This window comes from Clostridium pabulibutyricum (assembly GCF_058242705.1).
Genome location: NZ_JBZAYZ010000011.1, coordinates 62,455 through 85,233, shown reverse-complemented (window position 1 = coordinate 85,233; position 22,779 = coordinate 62,455). Strand labels below are relative to the sequence as shown.

Here is a 22,779-nt window from a genome sequence, read left to right as displayed (position 1 = left end):
TTCCCCTCCTAATTTATCATTAAATCGTATAATACATCTTCATTTTTGCTTGATAATAACTGTTCAACTTTTTCTTCGTTCATTAGTAATTCAGATAATTCCTGTAAGGCTTTTAAATGTGAAGATGAATCAGTTGCGGCCAAAACTATCAGCAACTTTACTGGCTGTGTCCTATTTTCAAAATTAACACCTTCTCTTATCAACAAAACCGACAATTGTTTATCTATTACGCCATTCTCTGGTCTAGCATGTGGTAATGCTATATAAGGTGACAATATATAATAGGGCCCAATTTCCCGTGTAGCTTCAATTATTGCTTTTGGGTAATCATCTGTAACAAATCCTCCGTCTACTAACGGCTGCACGCTTTTTATTATTGAGTCTTCCCAGTTTAAAACTTTATCCAGAATTTGCACATTTGATTTTGATAACATGTCTTGAATCATTTTTTTCTCCTTTCTTTATCTACGATAATCATCTTGCTTTCATTATACTGGATTCATATTATATAAAAAAAGTCCAACTTTTGTATATGTTTTCAGCACTAATAGTGCAAAAAAATGTGCTTCAAATTCTGTAAAGTAAAAAGCTGCATTTTACTAATAAATGCAATTATATTGCATTACAGAGTGTCGACAAAGTCGACACTCATTTGTTTTTATTGTAAAATAAAAATGGTGATGAAAAATGTTAACAAAACGAGGAAAAGATATAAGAGCACAAGTTGAATTATACAGCCTTGAAGATTTAGTACCCAAAGATCATTTATTAAGAAAAATAGATAAAGCTATTAACTTTAATTTTATATATGACGATGTAGAAGAATTATACTCTGATTTTGGAAGACCAAGCATTGATCCCGTTGTTCTCATAAAAATAGTAGTTATCCAATATATATTTGGTATACCTTCAATGAGACAAACTATAAGAGATATTCAAGTCAATATGGCCTATAGATGGTTTCTTGGATACTCAATCAGTGAAAAAATTCCACACTTTTCTACATTTAATAAGAACTATGAAAGAAGATTTAAGAACACCGAAATATTTACCAATATATTTATAAAAATACTTGATTTAGCTGAAAAACAAGGATTTTTAGCCGCTGAGCAAGTATATATTGACTCAACGCATATAAAAGCAAGTGCAAACAAGAAAAAATTCAAAAGAGTTAACGTAAAGGTTGAAGCTAAAAAATATAAAAACAAGCTTGATAAAGAAATAGATGCCGACAGGCAGCATCATGGCAAAAAACCATTAAAAAAAACTGAAAAAATAGAAACCAAGGAAGTTGTCCAGAGTACTACCGACAAAGAAAGTGGCATGTTCTATAAAAATGAAAAGGAAAAATGCTTCGCATACCTTGCCCATACAGCTTGTGATGATGCAAATTTTATTCTTGATTTTGAGGTTACCCCTGGAAATGTTCATGATAGTGTTGCTTTCTATGATCTCTATAATAAAGTATATTCAAGATTTGGAGATAAAATGTTTGCTGTCGCAATAGATGCAGGATATAAAAACCCATCCATTGCAAAAACTATACTGGATTCAGGTATTTTACCGTCAATGCCATATAAACGTCCTATGACTAAAAAAGGATTTTTTAAAAAATACGAGTATGTATATGATGAATATAATGATTGTTATATATGCCCTAATAATAAAATATTAAAGTACTCAACCACCAATAGAGAAGGTTATAAAGAGTATAAATCAAACTGCTGTGATTGTAAAAATTGTGATTTAATTAGTAAATGTACCAACAGTAAAAGCAAACACAAACTTGTCGTAAGACATGTGTGGGAGAACTATCTTGAAGAAGCCGATCATCTAAGACAATGGAAGTCACGCTTACTTTCGCATGCATGAATTTAAAGAAACTAGCAAATAGGCTCTGGAAAAGGAGGCTATTTTTGCTTGTATTTAATAAAATACATTTCCAGATACAAATATTTTCCATTATAATCCAAAAGCCATATTTTCATTTTTGAAAATATGGCTTTTGTCTACAGTCTGTAATCTAATTTATAAATTAGATTTATTATAAATATATTTCTCTACTATTTTCCACACATTTGCAATAGACACCTTAAACAATCTATCAGGTATTAAAATTGTCTCTTTATCTCTATCTATTTTATTCATATTGCACATTGCAGGATAAATTTTTATTCTTTTCTTTAGTGTTCCTATATTTATCCAATAATTATTTTCTCCTTTTATAATGTGACCTGGTTCTTCCTGCAATTGTGCTATTTCTTCAAGTGTTTTCATATAATCAATTTCTTTTTTTTGATCAAGTTCAGCTAATTCACCCTTTCTCACCCAATTTAACAACTGTAATCCTGCCTTGCGATCCAAATTTGCCCTGATAGATTGATTCCAAAAATTTTGCAAACAATTTGGGCATGCTGTTTCACAATTACATTTTTTTAATCTATTTTCAGCTTCGTCCATAACTTCCTCTATTAGATCTGCAACTCTATTTGCATATCCAGCTCCACTTGATAAACTATCATATAAATATATATCTACATAAATACTTTCCTTACCATATCTTAACCGATATCCTGATCTTAAATCACTAAATTCAATATCCAAGACTTTACTAGCTGCTAGTGCTAATGCTTCAGATAATGATGTCGCTGCGGGTATTACCCATATGTTTAAACTATCTTTAGCAATATTAATATATTCATTTTCCAATTTTAATTCTAAAACGAGCATATCAGTATGTATATCACAGCCCAAAAATACTTTTTGTCTCGTATGAGAACATTCTTGCATATCTTTCTTCCATTTATAAGAAACTTTATACGGTCTCTTTCGTTCTTTTTTATCTTTACCCGAGCTTACACATGGATCAATGGCACCACATTTAGTACATAAATCAAAACCTTCATCATCAGGTCCTTTATTGACGAGAATCAATTGCTGATCTTTTCTATTTTCCATACAAATCAGCCCTGTTTTTGATATTGAATCCATTTTACTTGTATCACCATAAACTGAAGCATAGGAAGGTTTACTTACAATGGAGTATTCTTGATTATCTCTCACTTCTGGAATTTTCATTCCATCTCTTGCTGTAAATCCCCAAGGTTTAATCAAAATTTCTTCCCTTAAACTACCTCCACACAATGGACAAACTCCTGTTTTGTTTTCTAATCCAAACCATCCACAGTCATGATTCTCACAACAATAAATACGTTTATTATATTCATTCATCTTTAACCATGGTTCCGCAGCTTTATATGCATATTCCTTATTATACTTAGTATAATAATCATATAAACCGCCTGAAATATAGGACTTTTTATCAATAACAAGCATACGGCCCGGAGCATATTCACTAAGGGCAATATCAATACTTCTTTCAGGACTTTGTTCTACTTTACCATATTTATCTTCAACCCAAAAATGTACAATATCTCTTGGGAAAGAGTATGTTGGCAATAGGCCTTCCGTAAAAAGCTCATTCATCAATGAAATATATTTCTCTTTTTCGTCTTCTTCACATTTTTTACTTGTCATGTAAATAATTGGATTTTTATTAACTTTTACTTTTATTTCTTGAAGCTGCTTTGTTATATCTTTTTCATATTTATCCCAACTAATTGAAATTTCATCAGGTATAAGTCTTTTTACTCTTTCTTGTGACAATGGTAATCTATCTTTTAGCCATTCAATGAAATTTAGATAATTGGGCTTTACTTCCTCTGAAAAGAAATTTATAACATCTATGTCAGCCATACTCATTTCATAGGACATAAAAAATTCTTGTAATAAAATCAAATTCAGATGTCTTCCGATTAGTTTTTCATTAGTATAGTCAATCCAGGGTATTCTGGGATTACCTGAAATAATCTCTCCTGGATGATTAAAATACCATGCATCATGCGGTCCATTTTCTGTATATGTTACAATGGTAGAAACAGCTGCACCTTTCCTTCCTGCACGTCCGGAACGTTGCTGATAGTTTTCCCTCATAGGCGGTACATTTCTCAAGCCAACTGCTGTTAATGACCCAATATCAATTCCTACCTCCATAGTAGTCGTACAACTTAAAATGTCAATTGGCTCACTATTCTTTTTTATTAAAATATTTCTAAAAAGCATTTCATTTTTTTCCGTAGTTGCCCAAACATCATTTTCTTGGCTTTTATGAGATAATTGTGCTGTATGCTCGTCAGTCACAAAGTTCTTAATTTTTCTTCCTTGTATCGCTTCTATTACAGGCTTTCTCCAAAAATCATATCTTTCTAAGTCTTTTTGTGACATCTCTGATAAATAATCCTTACTGCCACAATAAATACAACTATCAAATAAAGTAAATGTAGATGTGCCTGAACACCTATTGCATCTATACCATTTACCATTTTCATTTGTTTTTAACATCAAATTGCTCGACAGCAAATATCTATTATTATGAGATACATGGCTGTCTTTGTTTACATCAGTAAGCAATAAAACAAAATTTCTTCTCATTTCTTCTATCTGATTTTTATTTATTCCATTTGCCTTTAGTATTTCAATCAAATATTTAGGAAACTTATCTTCTTCTCTAATACCTAAGTTTCCTTTATCGAAAGGTAATATACTGTTCCTCACTTCATCAGATACTAATGGAAATATAGCTATATCTTTAACTAAAATATTTTGAATCCATGTATTATATATATTTCTAATAATATTTACATCTAATTCAGTATTTCTTTTTACTCCTTTTAATATTAATTCCTCCAATTCCTCTGCATCTTCACCTTTTTCTAAAAGAACAATTTGTCCTAAGCAAAGGTTATTAAAAGAACGATAACTATCACTGATGTTTTTTAAAAGAAGCTGATAAAACATTTTAGGTGGAGTTCCTAACCTTCTCGCCATTCTTTCATAATTTAACCTTTTTTTATTTTTACTACCATACATATCTCTATAACGTTCTAATTGTTCATTAAATTCTTTTTTTTCATCTCCATAAAAAAATGAAATATTATTTTCCTCAACGACCTTAAGAAATGCATAATACAATATATCAAGCGATTTCTGCTCTTCACCATATCTTTTATTTAACTCTTTTTGCGCCATAAAAATGGCTTGTCTTCCTGCATCTCCATCAGTCGCTATTGTCAAATCACGTGCTAGTGTAGCTGCACGCTGCCTACTGTCAGAAAACAGGAGCACTTTTTTTCCCTCATTCTTCAATTTTGTATTTTTAACTGGCTGATCTATCAACTGCTCTGTAACTAAATTGGCAAAAGGTTCATTTCCCCTTACCCTAAATGGTGTTGGATTATTTTTTTCTCTCCCGCAATTGGGACACATCTTAAAAGTATACATTTTTTTATCTTTATCATAAGTTCTCGGTATTAATACTCTAATAAATCCTTTTTTATTAGAAAATTCTTCTCCTTCATATAAAATTCCTGTCTGACTGTTAATATATCCAAATATAGATTCTTTTCTTGATTTACTATTTTTTACTCCCTCTTTAAATATATCATCTTTAGTTCTATACTTTGGTGCCAACCACAAATGTATTTCTCTAGGATTATCGATAAATTTACTGCTATCCTGCCATAAAAACGTGTGATATCCCATATCTTCACTTTCTTTAAATGCTCGAATAAATAATGTGCCACATCGTCTATCTCCGACAAGCTCAAAAACCCTTCCTCCACATTTAGGACATGTAAAATTAGGCTGATTGCTAATATGTCCTATTTTTATTCCCATTATTTCATGATTATCTTTACACTCCGGGTTTATACAAGCATATATACCATTTATTCCCCTGAATAATAAATGCACTTTAGCTGAAAGTAATACCTTACCATCTCTAGATCGTGATAATGCTCCTAATGCTAATAAAATCTCCGTTGCCTTTTCTGCATCTTCTTGAGAAACTCCTTTAAAAACACATTTGGCAATTTTCTTAAATGGAACAGCACTACCACTGCATAATTTAATCAGTTCCAACATAGGTGGATATTTAGATAATTTTTCATAGAGCCAATCATTATAATTATGTGTAATTTTCCCCCACTTGAATGATTGCGAGAGTATAATAAGCTGATCCTTTAAATTCTTTTCATCACCCTGTAATTTATCATAGTCAAGCTGTAAAAGGCAATTCACATCTTCTTTATTACCTTTTTCATGACCTAATAGCAGCGTTTTCTCTCCTTCAATAATAGAAAATTTATCTTTTTTCAAACTTTGCCCTGTTAAACCACAAGCAAATTTTCGTAATTCCTTTTCACTGTTAGGCGGTACACTAGCACTAGTTAATATACATTTAACTTGTTCTCTGCTAATATCTAACTTATCCAATAGTCTTCTAATAAGTAAAGAAACTTCTCCCCCTGCAGCACCTCTATACATATGAGCTTCATCTATGACTAATAAAAGTTTATTATTTATTGAACGTTTTAACCATTTTCTTGTCTTTTCCCAAAAGCACTGCTCAATGGGTCTCATAAGCATAAATTCAAGCATACTGTAATTAGTAATAAGGATATCAGGGCATATTTTCTGCATTTCAGTACGCGTCAGAAGTTCAGCATCATTCTCCCCGGTTACTTGAATTCCCTTATCCAAGGCACAAATAAAAGCATTTAAATCTTTAGCTGGAATTTTTCCTGCTTTTTTCAATTCTTCATATAACATTTTCTTATATTCACCTTTTTGATAATATGTACTTTTCAATAATTTAGAAAGCTTCTTATTTTTATTTTTATCTTCTTTTCCTGAATAAGGTGTACGTCCCGTATACATACCAAACCTTAATCTTCTGACATCATTATTGCTTTCCTGTTTCATAAGGTTCATATAATCATCATCTGCTCTTCCTACAATATTGCGTATTCTTCCCAGTTGATCTGATACTAGAGCATTCATTGGATATAAAATAAGTGCTCTTATACCTTCTTGTTCCCAATTATTTATATCAGCAGCTGCTTGTCCTATCATCTCAGTTAATATAGGCCAAAGAAAACATTCTGTTTTACCTGAACCAGTCCCAGTCGTAACTAACATATCTTTATCATGATAAAAAGCTTCGAGTGCTTTAACTTGATGTGAAAAAGGTGTATCAAAAACACCTAAATTATTTTTTACTAAATAATCTAAGTATCTCTTTATATTTTCATCCAAATCTGCATTTTTAAATCCTTCTATCTCAACCTTATAATTTTGTGTTACTTCAATAAAAGGCTCCCGGAACAATACACCTTCTTCATTTAACATTGATTTTGTAGCTTCTAGTAACAAATCATTTTCTGCAAAATATTGAGTCTTAATATAATTTGCAAGTTTTTCCTTTAGCTTTTCATGTATCTTTCTGATTCCTAATTGGCTCACTATTTTTCTCCTTTCTATAGTTATTTAAATACTACTTGAATCCCTAATCCGTCCAGCATATCTTCTATATCTTTCCACATAAATACAGGAATTTCTCTTAAATAAATATCGTCATACGTTCTTTTAGGCCAGGATGACATTAAAAGTATTCTGGTTTCTGCATCAGGTAATCTACTATGGCAATGCAATTCTATTATTTTTCCATTTGTTTTTGCTTTAAATATTGCAGGCTTACCACGATAATAATCCAAAGCATACATAATTCTGTTTATCTCTTTCTCCCTATAATACCATTCATCCAGTTTGGCCGTAAAAAATTTTCCTTTTTTATGATACAGTAAAACATAATTACATTTCTGATCACTTCTTCTAAGTAATGAAATACCATTAGGAATACATGATCTATTAAGTTTTCTCCAGGCTTTGCTGTGCCACAAGCCATTCTCTCCACTAAAATATTCATAGTCATCTTCTAATTCATCTAGCTGCCAGGAAGCATTTTCTTCTAAAGATCTATAATATTCCTCTAAGTTGCATTCAGGTATATTAAACACTTTCCTATAATTAGGTTCACATTGTTGCTTTTTATTTTTCCATTCTCCCAAGCCAACAGCACAATCCCCTTTAAGACTACTGTTCCAATCTACACCACCCAAAATCAATTCATTGTTTTTAAAATATACTATTCTCTCAGGTGATGATGTCAACCACTGTGTTTTACATGTTTTATTTATTTGATAACAAAAAATCAATTCCCCAATTATATAATTACTCAACTCTTTTTTTACTGACCGAGTGTCATTTACTTCTGTCCACTTTTTTAAATGAGGAATTGCATTAACTAATCCATTAGCAATATGTCTTAGTCTTTCATTTACATAGCGTTGACTTACGCATGGATATTCTCTTTCAGTTTCATTCATTATTTCAACATAGGAATTTCCTAGAATTTGAACTTTTGCCCATGCTGCCAATGCACAATATATCACTCTATTGCCATATTCCTCAGCCGTCTCGCCATCAAAAGGATACATCCTTAAATCTCTCGAAATTTGCAGTATCAATTCATCCATATCAATCACCTACTATAGATTCCTTTAACTCTTGTGCAAAATAATCAGGATAGTTATCTATATTACTCCCGATTTTTTCTCTTACATCATCTTTAAACATTGATTTTAAATCACATATACTTAAACATTTAAGAGCACTTCCCACATCTTCCATATTACACAAATAAGCTAGTATCAAACTTCTAGTAATTATATAGGAATCTTCAGCTTCAATATATTCAAGCAGTCTTTTTAGCTTTTTATAACTATCCTCTATATTCAATTTACTCTTTCTAATTGATTGCAATATTTTCATATTATCGGCATAATTATAATCAAATTGCACTACCGGTCTAATATCTGATATTTTAATAAGTGCCAAATATTCAAATAAATATGATGGTATTAAATTAGCCATATTAATATCTTCACACGATAACAATATAATTTTATTATCTTCTTTCGATTCAACATATTCTTTAAAGAATGGAAGCAACAAAGATTCATTCATCTGACCTATTGCATTTTCTATTAAAATAACTTTAGCTTCAGAATTATGATAAAGATCTATCAATTCATTTACTTTATTATATCTTGGCGATAGAGTGATAATATAAGGTGTTTCTCCTGCATATGAACAACTTATAGCCTTGGCAATTTCTCTAGTCCTGTACCCAACAATAAGTGGTATCATTCTAGCTGCTAATACACTTATTATGTAATCTGACCATTCATATCCATCTTCCACTGCACCTATATTTTTAAGATTATCTAATATTGTATTGCTCCATTCTTCTTCATCTGTACCATTAAGAAGCTCCATTTTATTACACTTAATTTGATATTTAATATGCAATTGCATGTTATTTTCTTTTTCTTGTAATTCTTTTATATTTAAAGCCGAAGATTCTAGGGCTGATCTAATAAGTTCTTTATCAATATTATTAATAAAACCACTTACTACACCATTATATTCTTTTAATCTTTTTCGAGATTTTTCTTTTTCCTCATTTAAGTTTATAATTTCTTTTTTTAATTTTTTAACATTTTCCTTTAAACTATTCTTTTCATATATTTTTCTATCTATTACCAACTGATTCTCTTTTTCCCACATTGATTTATATTCACTGCTATAATTTTCATATCGTCGATTTAATTCATTTTCTAGATACTCAATCTTTTTATTTTGATCTTCATTTATATTTTCTAACTTTTGATTTTTCTGCTTTTCCTTAATTATATTTTGCTGCCATTTTTCTTTGTTATCATTTAATTCTTTCTTGATTTCACCAATCTTAGATTCTAAAGACTCTGATTTCTCTTTTAAATAATCATAGTTCTTCTGTTGTTCATCTATATATTCATTTTTTTCATTAAGCATTTGATTTATATTTTCAATAGCCCTTTCTTTTTCCAAAATTTGTGAGCTTAAAATCTGATTTTCATTTTTAAATTTATTTTCTATAGATTTAAGTTCTTTCTCATATTTTATTTCTAATTTTTTTTCTTCTTTTAGCACCCGCTTTTCTATTTTCCTGAGTTCAACAACCTTTTCAATACTGTTTTCAATCATTTCTCGTTGCCGTTCATTAATATAAATCCCATTTAAATTCAAAAATAACGAAACCCATTCCATACTTTTTCCTATATATTTTGACTCCATTTTTTCTAATAAAATATCTAATAACTTTATATAATTTTCTTCTCTATTACTCTGTATTGTCTTTTCTATATTTTGCATTGAGCCAAATTTTGATTTTATATATTGATTAATTTCATCTAACCTTCCACCTACATTTTTTTCAACAAAATTAATCACCACACTATTTTTTCGTTTAATCTCATTTGAAAAAACATTTGGTATTTTCCTTTGCAATACCAGTGAATTCACTTTTAAATCTGCTCCATCAAGTTCATTCCCAAACAGTTCTCTTTTTTTCTTTAAAAATTCTATCAGCCCAGGTGTTATAGGTAGAAAAAATTCTATTATTAATCTTATTTTACTTTTATCCAACTTTTCAAATTCAATCATTATATTATAAATTCTCCCCCATTTCATGTAAAAGTTTCTGCAGATTTACAGGTACTTTTTCTGTCCAAATCCACTTATATAAGATTTTATATATATCCTTGTTTTCTTTAGTAAGATTTTTTCTAAGCTTGTACATTAATATTTTATTTTCATAAGTTGCAGAACCTGTAACTCCTCCTCTATACATATAAAATTTTTCACGTATACCTTTCCAATTTATTTTTCTATACCTGCAAACTCTATTATATCTGTAATATATATTTCCAAATCCCCTGCAATCAATATTTATTGTTCTTCCATAATCTATTTTCTCTAAGCCATATTTACCCGAATATATACAATAATTACCTTTCATCACTTTTGCTATAATCGGAACATTAGAATCCATAGACAAAATACCTTTTTCAGGGACAGAATTATTATCCTTGTTATAATCGATGATATTTCCTCTAATATCTTTCATTATTATTTTAACTTCTAATAAATTTTTATAGTTTAATCTTTTTTTATAATTTAAAATATATTTAATCTCTGCTGAAACATTTGTATCATCTATATTGTCTAATATTTTTTGATCTTTAATTATTTTATTTGTAATTACAACGACTTTCTCACTAAATGCACATATATTAGAGATTTTAAAGACTCTATTACCCGATAAAAAATACATTTTCCCATCTTGTATTTCGTAAAGGTATTCACTACTATTGTTAGTTAAATGATAAAACCATGCTGTATCACCGTTAAAAGTAAGTTCTTTTCCATCACACACAGCAGGCGGCCACAAAGGTATAATTTCACTTATTTTATCAGCAAGATGATAACTTTTTCCTTCTATAAACTGTCTTACCTCTTCTGTAAATTTTATAATTTTCATCTCATATATATTAAATACTTTCTGTTTGCAGTTTTCTTTCAATTTAATTTGACCTACATTTTTAAATACAATACCATTAACCCAAGGTGCTTTTTCTAAAAACATCATTCTATATTTTTTACCAACATAAATATTAGCTTTTATAGCTACACGATATCCTCCATTTTCACTTGAGTAATATATGTCATTTTTTATATCAATGCCTTTTATTCCATATAGCCATTTCCTTTTTACTTCTTTAAATTCTGTACCTAATTTAGGTTTAATACTGATATCTATCCATTTGGTAATATCGTATACTCTATAATAACTTAAATTTTCTATACAGCACCACTTCTTTTTGTTAATAAGAACTTCTGCCCGATTTTGTATCAATTTATTTCTGCAATTTTCACTTATAGTAGGAAAATAGGCACGGAGTTCAAACCTATTCCCATCATTACACAAATACAATGGAATTCCACCGTTCATCACATATGCAACATCAGCTGCATTATCAATTTTACTATACCCTAAACTTTCATGATACTCAGGACACATACGCTGCAAAGGTGTTCTCTCTTTTATCACATTATGTGCAAAACAAGGCTTTTTACCATTACGAAGAACTAGTTTTTCTGTACAATAAGGGCAAAAATATTGTTTCCATTGTAAAGCATTTTTATAATGTACTTTCCTGCCTTCTTTATCAATACCAAATTTCATTCTGTACCTCCGCACAAATTACATAAAATTGCCAATATTCAATGTAGAATATCAGATTTTATAATACCCTTCATCTTCCGCAACTTTCCCATAACCTGAATATGCATGGCTTTCCACATTACCACACATTAATTCAGCCTGCTTCATTACAATTTTCAAAGCACTTTTAGCCTGCTTGGGAGGATAATCATATTTTTTCAAAAGTCTCTTTATAATTCTCCTCATTCCTGCCTGAGCACTTTTTCTTATACTCCAGTCAATAGTTATATTTTTTCTAATTACTGCTGTCAGGGCGTAGTAAAAAGCAGCCTCATCTCTATTCATTCCCAAATCTTTTTCATTCTCCACATCTTTCTTCATTTCATTGGCCATTTTTATAAGTTCTTCTACAACCTCTGCATTGGTAATAGCCTGATTTCTATACTTATTCAGAGCCATCTTGAGTTTTTCGGAGAATTTTTCCGACTTTACAAGATTGCCTTTCTCCATGGGTCTTTATATTACCTTCAAGCAATTTTTTCAGCATTTCCACAGCAAGATTTTTATATTGTAGATTTTTGATCTCTTCAAGGAACTCCTAAGTACCTATCTATGATTTTCTATCCAGGATATTATATCTTTCTGATTTAGCTTTCCGGATGCTATATCCACACCTAAATCAGCTAATTCTTTTTGGGTAAATTCTAATTTAATATTGTTATACTCAAGAAGCATAAGCATAACATATATGCCAGTTCTTTTATTGCAATCCACAAATGCATGATTTTTTATTATATTAAAACAGGTATTTGCGCATTTAGATTCAATAGTTGAATATAAATCTTTCCCACTAAATGTAGACTTGGAATTTTCTATTGATGATTTCAAAAGCTCCATATCCCTAATTCCATTTGATCCACCTGTACTGTCTATCATCTTATCATGCAATTTTATTATATATTCCAAAGATATATATTTCATCTATCAGCCAGTTCCTTAAAAGCTTCTATATTTTCTTCAAGAATTTTATCTGCAATCCTATCAAGAGTCTGTTCTTCAGATACAGCTTCTTTAGTAAATTCTTCAAAGTCCAAAACTACATACTTAGGCTTGTTATTTTTCATAATAACTACCGATTTGTTCTCATCAACTATCTTGGCTACTTTAGAAAAATTCTGGTTAGCCTCTGACATTGAAACTATCTTTTTAGTATTTACCAACATTGAAACCCCTCCTTAGCACTGTAATATATTTATATTATACCATAAGTAGGATAAAAATATCCTACTTATATAAAATTTTAAATAGCATCTAACTCACACTGTTCCCACCACCAACAAATCTAAATTTTTACGCCTAAAATCTTCAATTGTTCATTAATCTTTGCTTCAAGTTCTGCAATTTCCTTATTATCTTGTTCTAACTTCTTATTTACTTCTTCCAAATCAATTGGAGCTTCTTCTTCAAAAGTATCAACATAACGTGGAATATTCAAGTTAAACTCATTTTCCTTGATTTCATCAATTGATGCCACGTGAGCATATTTATCAACATTTTTACGTTCTTTAAATGTATTTATGATTTTATCTACATTTTCATCACTTAAGTTATTTTGATTCTTTCCTTTTTCAAAATCATTACTTCCGTCAATAAATAATATGTCTTTGGTTTTACGATTCTTCTTAAATACTAAGATGACTGTTGGTATACTTGTTCCATAAAATAAGTTAGCTGGCAAACCAATAACCGCATCAAGATAATTTTTTTCAATCAAAGTTTGACGGATTTTGCTTTCCGCCGCGCCACGAAATAGCACACCGTGAGGCAGAACAATAGCCATTGTGCCAGTGTTGTTTAAATGATATATACTGTGCAATACAAAAGCATAATCTGCTTTTGATGCTGGTGCTAATTTCCCATAATCGCTAAAACGTGGATCCTTTAATTTGCTTTTATCATTATCCCATTTCGCAGAATATGGTGGATTTGCAACCACTGCATCAAAACTGCGCGGGTGATCAATTCCTCTTTCGTCCGGTCCATCCGGCCAATCATTTTCCAAAGTATCAGCATTATTTAATGTCATATTGCTATAAGATACATCATGCATCATCAAATTCATACGGGCCAAGTTATACGTTGTTGTGTTCAACTCCTGACCAAAGTATTTAATAGGAGTATCCTCAGGCAATTCTTGTCCAACAGTAAGCAGTAAAGAACCTGAGCCCATTGTAGGATCATATAAATTGAAGAATTCATCTGATTTTTCTACACCATTAGTAACTATTTTAGCCAAAATCTTACTTACCTGATGAGGTGTATAGAATTCTCCACCTTTTTTACCAGCACTTGCAGCAAATTGACCGATTAAGTATTCATAGATTTCACCTAGAATATCTTTTCCATCATCTCCCTTGTATTCAATTCCATCAACTAACTTAACTATATTGTTAAGTGATTTTGCACGTTCATTTGTAGAACTTCCAAGACGTGAATCTCCTAAGTTAACATCGTTGAATATACCACGAAAATCTTTCATCGCTTCTTTATTTAATTCTGCATTTTTATTAAAGTTATCAAAAATAGTTTGGTAGTCACTGGGAATAACTTGTGAATCATTAATTTTATTAATCAACGACTCCCATGTATCATTTGGTGCAATTGCATACCCCAAGCTTGATGAAATATCTTCTAGATAATCATCTAGATCTACGCCTGCCGCTTGTTTTAGATAAGCGTTATTGATAGATTCTCCCTCTGCAATGTCAATAACATTATTTTTCACCAAATACTGCTCTTGATGTTCCGAAAGGTATCTATAGAACATAAACGCCAGGATATAGTTTTTGTACTCCGACGCATCCATTGTGCCGCGCAGTTCATTTGCCATAGCCCAAAGTTTGCTGGTAATTGTATGTAGATTATTACTCATTTTCTTAATTCCTTTCTCTTTTCAAATTATTTCATCCGATAGCTACCTGCCCTAATACTGCCAAAGTGACAGATAAGGGCAGCTACACTCCTGGATAACGATTTCTAAACTTCAGGTGGTGTCAAAAAAATACCTGAAACAAAGAACTCTGTTTATATAAACATCTGCTGTAGTAATGCTTTCTTTTGTTTCTGCAAATGATTTAACTTACGTTGATGAAGGGTGATAAGGGTATCAAGTTTTTTGAAAAATATACCTATTTTATCTTGTTCCAACCTTCGAGGATAAAATGCTTTAAAGTTTTCTACGTCACTCTTTGTTAAATTAGTCTGCTTTACACCATCGTCAAACTGTATAAAATATGGATGTCTATTCATTAAAATATGCAAAAAATATGGGTTGATATTTCCATTTGGTGTAATTCCAGCTATTCGCTGATTTAACGTATATTTATCAGCTTCCTGAACAAGAAATGTTCTTGCAATAGCTTTTCCATTTGGCACATCACTTAAAACAAAAGCAATTTCATTTTTCATTAATGGTTCAATTTGCTCATTAGAATATTTTCTTACTTCACCATTTGTAGATACAAATTTTGAATTTACAACCACATAACTTCCATTTTCACAAATTGAATTCTCATGAGCCTTCCCATTTCGATATTTTGCTACATCTAATAACTTACGCTGTTCCCAAGGGTCAGTAAATCCTGGGAAACGAAGTTCTGGAAAATTCTCACCTTTTTTCGGGAACATTTTTTGTAACAAACCTTTCTTCTTATCCTGCAAGTGATTTAACTTACGCTGATGAAGGGTGATAAGGTTATTTAATTTCTGAAAAAAATTTCCAATTATAGCTTGTTCTTCTTTAGATTTAGGTATTGTTAAGTTTGTATCAAAAAAATCATCTGCAGATATATTTAACAATCCATGATTTCTGGCACCTTCTGATGCTCTTTGTGCAACTTCCTTATACCAATTACAAGTATCATAATATGAAACAAGGAAATTTGAATTTACACCTGATAATTTAAAGCAAATATAAAGTGTTGAAAGTACTCCATCTTCATATCTTTCCAAGCGTTTTATGGCTCCCCAAGGATATCCTACAGAATAACTTTTATTGTATGCAAATTCGCCTTTTCTTAATAGATAATATCCACTTATATCCCTACTTGCAACTCTCTTGTTAAAGAACGAAATTTGATCAACCAAACCATACTGTGCTGAAATAGTTAATGGTAATGTTGACTCTAATTCTGCATTCTTACGAGTTACTCTTTCGGATATCTCTCCAAGCTTACGCTGTTCCCAAGGGTTGGTAAATCCTGGAAACCTTATTTTAGGTACATTAACTTTATTTTTATCCATTTTATCTCCTATCTGAGCTGTCAATTGATAGTCGGCAGTTCAATAATTAATTTTAAAGTGTCATCTGATAGATTAGGTTTCAGCCTGATCATCAGCCAATTCATAAATGGCCTCACGCAAACCATTACGGTACTTGATTTTAGACAAAGATTGTATTTTTTGGTCATGTGCTAAAATCTTATAATTTACGCTTGCCTTAGCAATTATATCCCGGATTTGACCAGTATCATCTAAATCCTGCATACCATAACGATGATGGCTGAATAATTCACGCATCTGAGCACTTGTGATAATGTCTGTAATTCCCCACTTCACTCGAAAATCCAGGAACATTCTATCAAGGCTGACATTGTTGGCCGCTTGAATAATTTGTTCACTATCTCTCAATTTTACTGGATATTTAAGATTAAAACCTTCCGGTGGAAAATGCCCTTTGATAATAGCAATTGCTGCATTCATAATCTTCGCAGCATAATTTCTGTCTTCCAAACCAGTGGCAAATTGATCAATTTTCTCTTTCGTAGCTTGTGCTTCCTGGCTCTTGCCCTCATGCACCTGGTTTAATAATTGCTCCACCAATTCAGTTAAATAGTCATAATCTATTTTCACATCCTTCACATGAGTCATTTTTAACTCAATTTGATAAAAAGGAATTTTCTTTTCTTTTGATATATGTTGTTTAAGCTCATTGGTTAAAACTGTGGTAAGCATGGTTTCTTGAGCACTTGTCATGCCTAATTTTTCAACCAACTCATCAGGATTGTCGTAATTGAAACCTACTGCATTTCCATCAACTTTTTCAGGGGTATATTGTTTTAATTTAGCCATTCCAACATTATAATCACGCAGCAAATCAAACATATATTCTTTTTGCTTCTCAGAAGGTGGTAATTGTTGAAACTCATTAGTTAAACTGTCTAATTTCTCAACAACCTCTTTAACTTCATTAAATATATCTCCAAAAGATTTAGCGATAATGCCAGCCCTTTGGTTAGATTTACGCTGTTCATCTTCTGATAAAATTGCAGAATCTTTATTGGCATAAATTGCTAGAGCTTCATTCATCAGCTTCTCATTTTGAGCAGGCCAGCGATAATTTACAATACATCCCCAAGGTTTTTCCTGCATATCAGCAATACGATTTGTTCTTGAATAGGCTTGAATAAGTCCGGCCCCTTTAAGTGTTCTATCTACATAAAGGGTATTAAGTTCCGGTGCATCAAATCCAGTCAAAAGCTGATCTACCACAATCGCAATATCCAAGAAGTTTTTGTCGGTAGCAGTTTTATTCAAACGGTTAGTAACATCTTGTGTATATCCTGCTACATCATCCATGCCAAAGCTTGTACCAAATTCTTTGTTATAGGCCTTAATAGCATCATATAAACCTTGATTGGCGGCAATCATACTATCATTATTGGATGAGTTTTGGCTAAATGTAACTGCTACTTTTAATGTTTGTCCACCATTCTTCTTATTCTCATCATTTACTTGTTGAAATTCATTGAAATACATCATTGCCATTGGCGTACTAGCTTTCCCGCCGCCAACATGAGTAGTAAAGAGGGCATTATACTTACCTCCGTTTGAACGATTTCGCCAGTTCTTGAAAATATCTTCAACTACTAACTTGATATGATCCTGATTTTCATCATAGAAACTTGGTTCAACCGCATCATCCATATCTTCTTGACTTAGATTATCAATTTTCTCTTTAATTTGTTGTTCAGTCCACTTCGGATAGCGTTCTCGGTAGAAATTTGGCAGATATTTGGATCTCATTTGTTTTTCATCAATGGTTGTTTCAAAATCCACTTTAAAACCTAAAACATTTCTATCTGCAATTGCTTCACGAATAGTATAGGCATGTAACAGTGGTCCAAAAATATCTTCTGTTCGTAAACCGCTGGTAGTTTCATCAAACATGGGTGTTCCTGTATAACCAACCCAGGCAGATTTCTTAAAAGCCTTTTGTATCTTTGCAAAACTTTCGCCGCCAGTTGAACGGTGTGCCTCATCCACGATAAATACAATATTTTTATCAGGTGATTTAAAGGATTTACGTTTCACTAAAGTATCGAGTTTTTGAACAGAGGTAACAATGATACTATTATCTTTACTATTTAGTTTACGCCTCAAATCACTAGTATTATCAGTATCTTGGACACTACCAGTTATATTTTCACCAGCATCCGGATCATAGGCCCTATAATTTTCATTTGTCTGTGTCGTTAAAGCAATTCTATCCACTACGAAGACAACTTTATCAACTTTTGGCATGCGGCTTGCAAGCCATGCTGTTTTAAAACTGGTTATGGTTTTACCGGAACCTGTGGTATGCCAAACATAACCTACTTTATTTGCACCAAGTTCAAAATCAACTTTCTTTAATTTTTCAATTACATTCTGGGTAGCATATACTTGATATGGACGCATTACCTTTAACGTTTCCTTGTTTTTTGTGCCATCCAAAATCATATAATTGGTAGCCATCTGATGTGCCATTGGAATGCTTAACATTGAATCAGCAAACTCTTTCCAATTACGCACAATCGTATTATCACTTTTACGCTGCCAGTTAAAAGCAAAGTCTTTATTGAACTTATCCGGCGTGGTATTTGCCATATACTTCACGTTATTCGGCGTAATTGCCACCAATATTTGTAAGGTAGAAAAAATATCACCATATTGATTTTCTTCGGAATATTGATGCATTTGATTTAATGCTTCATTGACGTCATGTGTGTCACGTTTTTCTTCAATTTGTATAATAGGCAAACCATTAATAAGAAGTGTAGTATCAAAACGACGATTTTGTTTCCCAGCGATAACTGCAGGGCGTTCAATTTGATTAACTACTTGATACACTGTATCTCCAGCACCAATTTGTTTTTGATCGAAAACCGTTAAAAACACATGACGGCCGTCATCTAAATCAATTTCGATTTGCGATACACCATTGAGTCCGTATAAAAATTGTCCAGCTTCATATGGTGTTTGAATATCAGATATAATCTTTTTAACTTGATTAAATTCCACAGTACTTAGTGGATGGTCAAGTGTATTTTGATTGTGCCTCTCAAGAATCTCTTTGAAGTTATCCCAAAGCTTTTCTGTAGTTTTAATTTTTGGTTCATACTTCCACAGCTTTGTTTTCACACAGTAATCAGCAGGTTTTTCATTAACCGTAAAGTCGCTGATTCCTTCTAGGTGTTCAGGTTTAGTTATGGTTCCACTGGTAATATATTGTATCAACTCAGTTTCAAACTGCTCTTCATTCATTCCTCACTTGCCTCCTCTAACTTGGATAATATGATTTTTGTTTCAAGTTCTGCTGCTCTATTTCTAAGGGCTTGCAGCCTTAGCTGATTAAAATAGACTTGTCCTATAATTTTTTGCCTATCTATGGAAGGTATTTTCGGCATTTTAAGCTGTTTAAGCTGCTTGAGAGTATATTTTAAAACTTGCGATCCCTGTAGTCCCAACACAAACTGCTTCCTGATTGTTTTGTTTTCATTAATGAGATAAGCCAAAAACTTTGAATCAATTTTATGGCCAGGTAATAATTTAACGTAATTTTGAGTATAAAGATATCCCTCATGCTCTTTTCTTACCATGGCTGCAGTTCCCGTGATTAAACTAAACACCACATCACCATGGCATAAGGTATTTACTTTGTCATTGGTTCTAACTTGTTTATTGTCCGCACCGTTTGAAATAATACCCACCAGATCATCCGTTAAATCTGTTTGACTATAATAGGTGAAAAGCGGTGCTTTCTCATCAAACACTTCAGTAATTCTAAACTGAGGGGATCCACTTACTAATTCAACCAATTTGCTCAACTTTTTCATAAAATATTGTGCCTTTCTAAAATTAACTTTATTTACTATGATCTAATCATATCACAAGTGGAATTTTATTGCAACTATTAAAAATGTAATTTTAAAAAATTACATTTTTAATATCAAGCATTAATTTCAATGATATAATTCAGCCTAACCAATATATTAATTTTAACAAAAAATGCTGAAAGCCACTGATTTCAGTGACTTTCGATTGTATAAAAATTTTAGTTCTTATTTAAGCCTATAGCTGTCTTTCCTTTTAAGCTTGACTACCGTCTCCACGTGGCTCGAGAGGACAGAATGAATGTCATTTGAGCGTATCCGTTCTCGGAAACATATCCACTACGTTTTTGGCACTATCGGTAGGCGGGAACATATCGACCTTCAACTATCACACCATTAAATGTGTTTAGTTAATAATATCGCCTTTGTTTTTAGCTAAATTTTCATGCCATTCTCGTCGCTTAGTAGCTGTCGGTTTCGTCCACTCTGTTTCTTCACCAATAATTTTTAAAGGTTCTTGTGAGCGATAAGAACGCGTTAAGTTACCAGGGAACTTTTTGTCAGTAACATTTGGGTCGTTTTCAAATTCACCTGTAGGTTCTACTATATAAACGCGTTCTCTTCCTTTTCCTTTTGCTAATGCTGCTGCAAGACCTGCCCCATTGACATTAGCAGTGAAATAAATATGGTTCATTTTAAGCCCAGGTTTGTAATTTGAATTTCCACCCGCTATCAGAAAATCACCAACTTTCAAATCTGCCTTTGTCCCATGGTAAAATGGGCCTTTATCTGTTAGTGCACCATTATATGATTTGGCCAATTCATAATTTCTAGTTGCCTGTTCAGAATCACCCAACTCCTCATAACAGTTGGCAATGTTTATATACAACGTGGAGTAAGCACTCTTAACGTTATCATCATCTATATTTTGTGCACACTGTAAGGATGTTTCCATCCATTTTAATTTATCTGTAATATTTTCTTGTATACGAGCTAAATGATAAGCTGCGATAAACTTTCATAGTCATCCGTTGCTTCGTGCCATGCTTTATGAAACATCGCAATCGCACCCTCACTGTTTCCACAGTCCTCCAATCCCATCCCACTCATGCAGATTTTAATAATAACGTTATTTGGATCAAATTTTTTATTCATCTAATCTTACCTCCAAATTAATTGAATGTTATGATGAGTATATCCAGAACTTCAACTGCTCAAGATCTTCTCCATTGGCTTGCCTTTTGCCAATTCGTCGATTAATGAAGCAGACCAAAATAATCACTATCCCAAATCCCCCAACAAATCTCACTAATATACTATCGAAGTATAGCAGTTGAAATTCAGAACGAACAGTCTATATTTGCAATTTTGTATATGTTATAATTAAAGTGAGGAAGAGTATATTATCAGTGAAGTTAAGCTTTTATTGTTTCGGGGGTGCCTAGCACAACCCGAAATTAGCTACGCCAAACATTCACCAATCGTACCGTTTACGAAAAGGGCACTCTTAATAGGAGCGCCCTTTTCGTAAACATTGATGTAATTAATAGTCTTTTTTCTTTACTGGAATCCAAATTTCGCTTCTATACTTAGGATTCCCAGTGTCTGGACTCTCACTCCATAAAATTTCAGGACCTTCAACCGCCTCGTATCCTGATGATGGAAACCACTCTGAATATATCCTACCCCACACATTTTGAAGTGTTTCCGGGAATGGTCCAATCGATTCAAATACAGCCCAAGTACTAGCATCAATTTTTAATACATCAAATTCTGCTGTTTCATCACTTGAAGTTGCTACACCGATGTAATGATCTAGTTCTCCTCTTTCTTCCATTCTTCCTTCCGAGAAATTAGTGGAAGCACTAATAATACCTGTTGGTTCTACATTTGAAATTGCTTTTAATTGTTTAATAACATCCGTGGTTAAAAGTTCAGTCATTTTTGCAATCTCTGGATTGACACCTTTAAAAATAATTGGAACTCTCTTCTTAAATCCTACTAACTTAAAAGGTCCTTTCTCAACAATACGATAGTTCATTTCGCATCCTCCTTTAATTGATAATTGAAAGGTCATTCGAGGATAAGCTTTTAATTGTGTATTCTCACTCCTTGCCTCAGAAGGGAGAATGCCATGCAGGGAATGAAAAGCACGGGAAAATGAATCAGCCGAATTATAGCCATATTTGACGGCTACATCAATTATTCTCAAATCCCTATCTTTCAGATCAAGTGCAGCCAACGTCAGTCTTCTTCTCCGAATATATTCTGATAAACTTATGCCTGCTAAAAAAGAAAACATCCGCTTGAAATGATACTCTGAACAATAAGCAATTTTAGATACTTCACTATAATCAATTTCCTCTGTTAAGTGCTCTTCAATATATGCCAATGCATTATTCATACTTCTTAAAGGATCCATCAAACAACCTCCTTTCATCATCAATATTATCAGAGGATGCATTTACCCATCCGACAATCTGTGCACAATGTAGTCGACTCACCTTATTCGGGAAACCCTTTAGTTTACATTTGTTTATTCATTAATTGCTCTAACCCTGCTTCGGATGTTAACATTTCAAGATTATTAAATATTTCCTCTTCGCTCCAATTCCACCA

16 protein-coding genes and 1 pseudogene are annotated in these 22,779 nt (G+C 32.1%); 1 reads left to right on the top strand and 16 read right to left on the bottom strand.

Translation table 11 applies throughout. The annotated features are described in order from the left end of the window. Positions 1-8 precede the first annotated feature (8 nt). Complete coding sequence (locus tag AC4CVH_RS12000) at positions 9-446, bottom strand: PTS sugar transporter subunit IIA (RefSeq protein WP_490787989.1); 438 nt, start codon at positions 444-446, stop codon at positions 9-11. Positions 447-687: 241 nt separating this feature from the next. Here AC4CVH_RS12000 and AC4CVH_RS11995 point away from each other — a divergent pair. Beyond that, positions 688-1,994 (top strand): annotated as a pseudogene (locus AC4CVH_RS11995) (IS1182 family transposase). A 34-nt stretch (positions 1,995-2,028) separates the two neighbouring features. Here the strand turns inward: AC4CVH_RS11995 and AC4CVH_RS11990 are convergent. The 15 genes from AC4CVH_RS11990 to AC4CVH_RS11920 form a co-directional block, all read right to left on the bottom strand. Then, on the bottom strand, positions 2,029-7,362 hold the full coding sequence (locus AC4CVH_RS11990) for a DEAD/DEAH box helicase (protein ID WP_490787988.1): 5,334 nt from the start codon (positions 7,360-7,362) through the stop codon (positions 2,029-2,031). A 20-nt stretch (positions 7,363-7,382) separates the two neighbouring features. Further along, a complete protein-coding gene (locus tag AC4CVH_RS11985) occupies positions 7,383-8,435 on the bottom strand; it encodes a hypothetical protein (RefSeq protein ID WP_490788007.1) in 1,053 nt (350 codons plus the stop codon). A gap of 1 nt (position 8,436) precedes the next feature. After that, positions 8,437-10,446, bottom strand: a complete 2,010-nt coding sequence (locus AC4CVH_RS11980) for a hypothetical protein (RefSeq protein WP_490787987.1) — start codon at positions 10,444-10,446, stop codon at positions 8,437-8,439. 4 nt (positions 10,447-10,450) lie between these two features. Further along, entirely contained in the window at positions 10,451-12,028 is a 1,578-nt protein-coding gene (locus tag AC4CVH_RS11975) for a hypothetical protein (protein ID WP_490787986.1), read from the bottom strand. Between the two features lie 51 nt (positions 12,029-12,079). Then, on the bottom strand, positions 12,080-12,517 hold the full coding sequence (locus AC4CVH_RS11970) for a type I restriction enzyme endonuclease domain-containing protein (RefSeq protein WP_490787985.1): 438 nt from the start codon (positions 12,515-12,517) through the stop codon (positions 12,080-12,082). Continuing rightward, positions 12,453-12,590 carry a hypothetical protein gene (locus tag AC4CVH_RS11965; RefSeq protein ID WP_490788006.1) on the bottom strand — a complete coding sequence of 46 codons (138 nt, stop codon included), beginning with the start codon at positions 12,588-12,590 and terminating at the stop codon, positions 12,453-12,455. The genes AC4CVH_RS11970 and AC4CVH_RS11965 overlap by 65 nt, the downstream gene beginning before the upstream one ends. A 23-nt stretch (positions 12,591-12,613) precedes the next feature. Continuing rightward, positions 12,614-12,988, bottom strand: coding sequence for a type II toxin-antitoxin system death-on-curing family toxin (locus AC4CVH_RS11960; RefSeq protein ID WP_490787984.1), 375 nt, complete (start codon positions 12,986-12,988; stop codon positions 12,614-12,616). Then, complete coding sequence (locus tag AC4CVH_RS11955; RefSeq protein ID WP_490787983.1) at positions 12,985-13,230, bottom strand: type II toxin-antitoxin system prevent-host-death family antitoxin; 246 nt, start codon at positions 13,228-13,230, stop codon at positions 12,985-12,987. The genes AC4CVH_RS11960 and AC4CVH_RS11955 overlap by 4 nt, the downstream gene beginning before the upstream one ends. A 119-nt stretch (positions 13,231-13,349) precedes the next feature. After that, the gene (locus AC4CVH_RS11950; RefSeq protein ID WP_490787982.1) at positions 13,350-14,939 is read right to left on the bottom strand and encodes a type I restriction-modification system subunit M; all 1,590 of its coding nucleotides are present in this window, start codon (positions 14,937-14,939) and stop codon (positions 13,350-13,352) included. A gap of 152 nt (positions 14,940-15,091) precedes the next feature. After that, positions 15,092-16,309 (bottom strand): restriction endonuclease subunit S, encoded by a 1,218-nt coding sequence (locus tag AC4CVH_RS11945; RefSeq protein ID WP_490787981.1) that lies wholly within the window; start codon positions 16,307-16,309, stop codon positions 15,092-15,094. 72 nt (positions 16,310-16,381) lie between these two features. Then, entirely contained in the window at positions 16,382-19,591 is a 3,210-nt protein-coding gene (locus AC4CVH_RS11940; protein WP_490787980.1) for a type I restriction endonuclease subunit R, read from the bottom strand. Continuing rightward, positions 19,588-20,163, bottom strand: coding sequence for a restriction endonuclease subunit S (locus AC4CVH_RS11935; RefSeq protein ID WP_490787979.1), 576 nt, complete (start codon positions 20,161-20,163; stop codon positions 19,588-19,590). The genes AC4CVH_RS11940 and AC4CVH_RS11935 overlap by 4 nt, the downstream gene beginning before the upstream one ends. A gap of 403 nt (positions 20,164-20,566) precedes the next feature. After that, positions 20,567-20,980 (bottom strand): NAD(+)--rifampin ADP-ribosyltransferase, encoded by a 414-nt coding sequence (arr, locus tag AC4CVH_RS11930; protein WP_069955805.1) that lies wholly within the window; start codon positions 20,978-20,980, stop codon positions 20,567-20,569. A 173-nt stretch (positions 20,981-21,153) separates the two neighbouring features. Beyond that, positions 21,154-21,315 carry a hypothetical protein gene (locus tag AC4CVH_RS11925; protein ID WP_490787978.1) on the bottom strand — a complete coding sequence of 54 codons (162 nt, stop codon included), beginning with the start codon at positions 21,313-21,315 and terminating at the stop codon, positions 21,154-21,156. A gap of 388 nt (positions 21,316-21,703) precedes the next feature. Beyond that, positions 21,704-22,582: an AraC family transcriptional regulator gene (locus tag AC4CVH_RS11920; protein WP_490787977.1), complete on the bottom strand. Its 879-nt coding sequence runs from the start codon at positions 22,580-22,582 to the stop codon at positions 21,704-21,706. Between the last annotated feature and the right edge of the window lie 197 nt (positions 22,583-22,779).

Coding starts and splice junctions, on each gene's coding strand:
- AC4CVH_RS12000 (WP_490787989.1), bottom strand. CDS start 446: ATGATTCAAGACATGTTATCAAAATCAAATGTGCAAATTCTGGATAAA.
- AC4CVH_RS11985 (WP_490788007.1), bottom strand. CDS start 8,435: ATGGATGAATTGATACTGCAAATTTCGAGAGATTTAAGGATGTATCCT.
- AC4CVH_RS11980 (WP_490787987.1), bottom strand. CDS start 10,446: ATGATTGAATTTGAAAAGTTGGATAAAAGTAAAATAAGATTAATAATA.
- AC4CVH_RS11975 (WP_490787986.1), bottom strand. CDS start 12,028: ATGAAATTTGGTATTGATAAAGAAGGCAGGAAAGTACATTATAAAAAT.
- AC4CVH_RS11970 (WP_490787985.1), bottom strand. CDS start 12,517: ATGGAGAAAGGCAATCTTGTAAAGTCGGAAAAATTCTCCGAAAAACTC.
- AC4CVH_RS11960 (WP_490787984.1), bottom strand. CDS start 12,988: ATGAAATATATATCTTTGGAATATATAATAAAATTGCATGATAAGATG.
- AC4CVH_RS11955 (WP_490787983.1), bottom strand. CDS start 13,230: ATGTTGGTAAATACTAAAAAGATAGTTTCAATGTCAGAGGCTAACCAG.
- AC4CVH_RS11950 (WP_490787982.1), bottom strand. CDS start 14,939: ATGAGTAATAATCTACATACAATTACCAGCAAACTTTGGGCTATGGCA.
- AC4CVH_RS11945 (WP_490787981.1), bottom strand. CDS start 16,309: ATGGATAAAAATAAAGTTAATGTACCTAAAATAAGGTTTCCAGGATTT.
- AC4CVH_RS11940 (WP_490787980.1), bottom strand. CDS start 19,591: ATGAATGAAGAGCAGTTTGAAACTGAGTTGATACAATATATTACCAGT.
- AC4CVH_RS11935 (WP_490787979.1), bottom strand. CDS start 20,163: ATGAAAAAGTTGAGCAAATTGGTTGAATTAGTAAGTGGATCCCCTCAG.
- AC4CVH_RS11925 (WP_490787978.1), bottom strand. CDS start 21,315: ATGAATAAAAAATTTGATCCAAATAACGTTATTATTAAAATCTGCATG.
- AC4CVH_RS11920 (WP_490787977.1), bottom strand. CDS start 22,582: ATGGATCCTTTAAGAAGTATGAATAATGCATTGGCATATATTGAAGAG.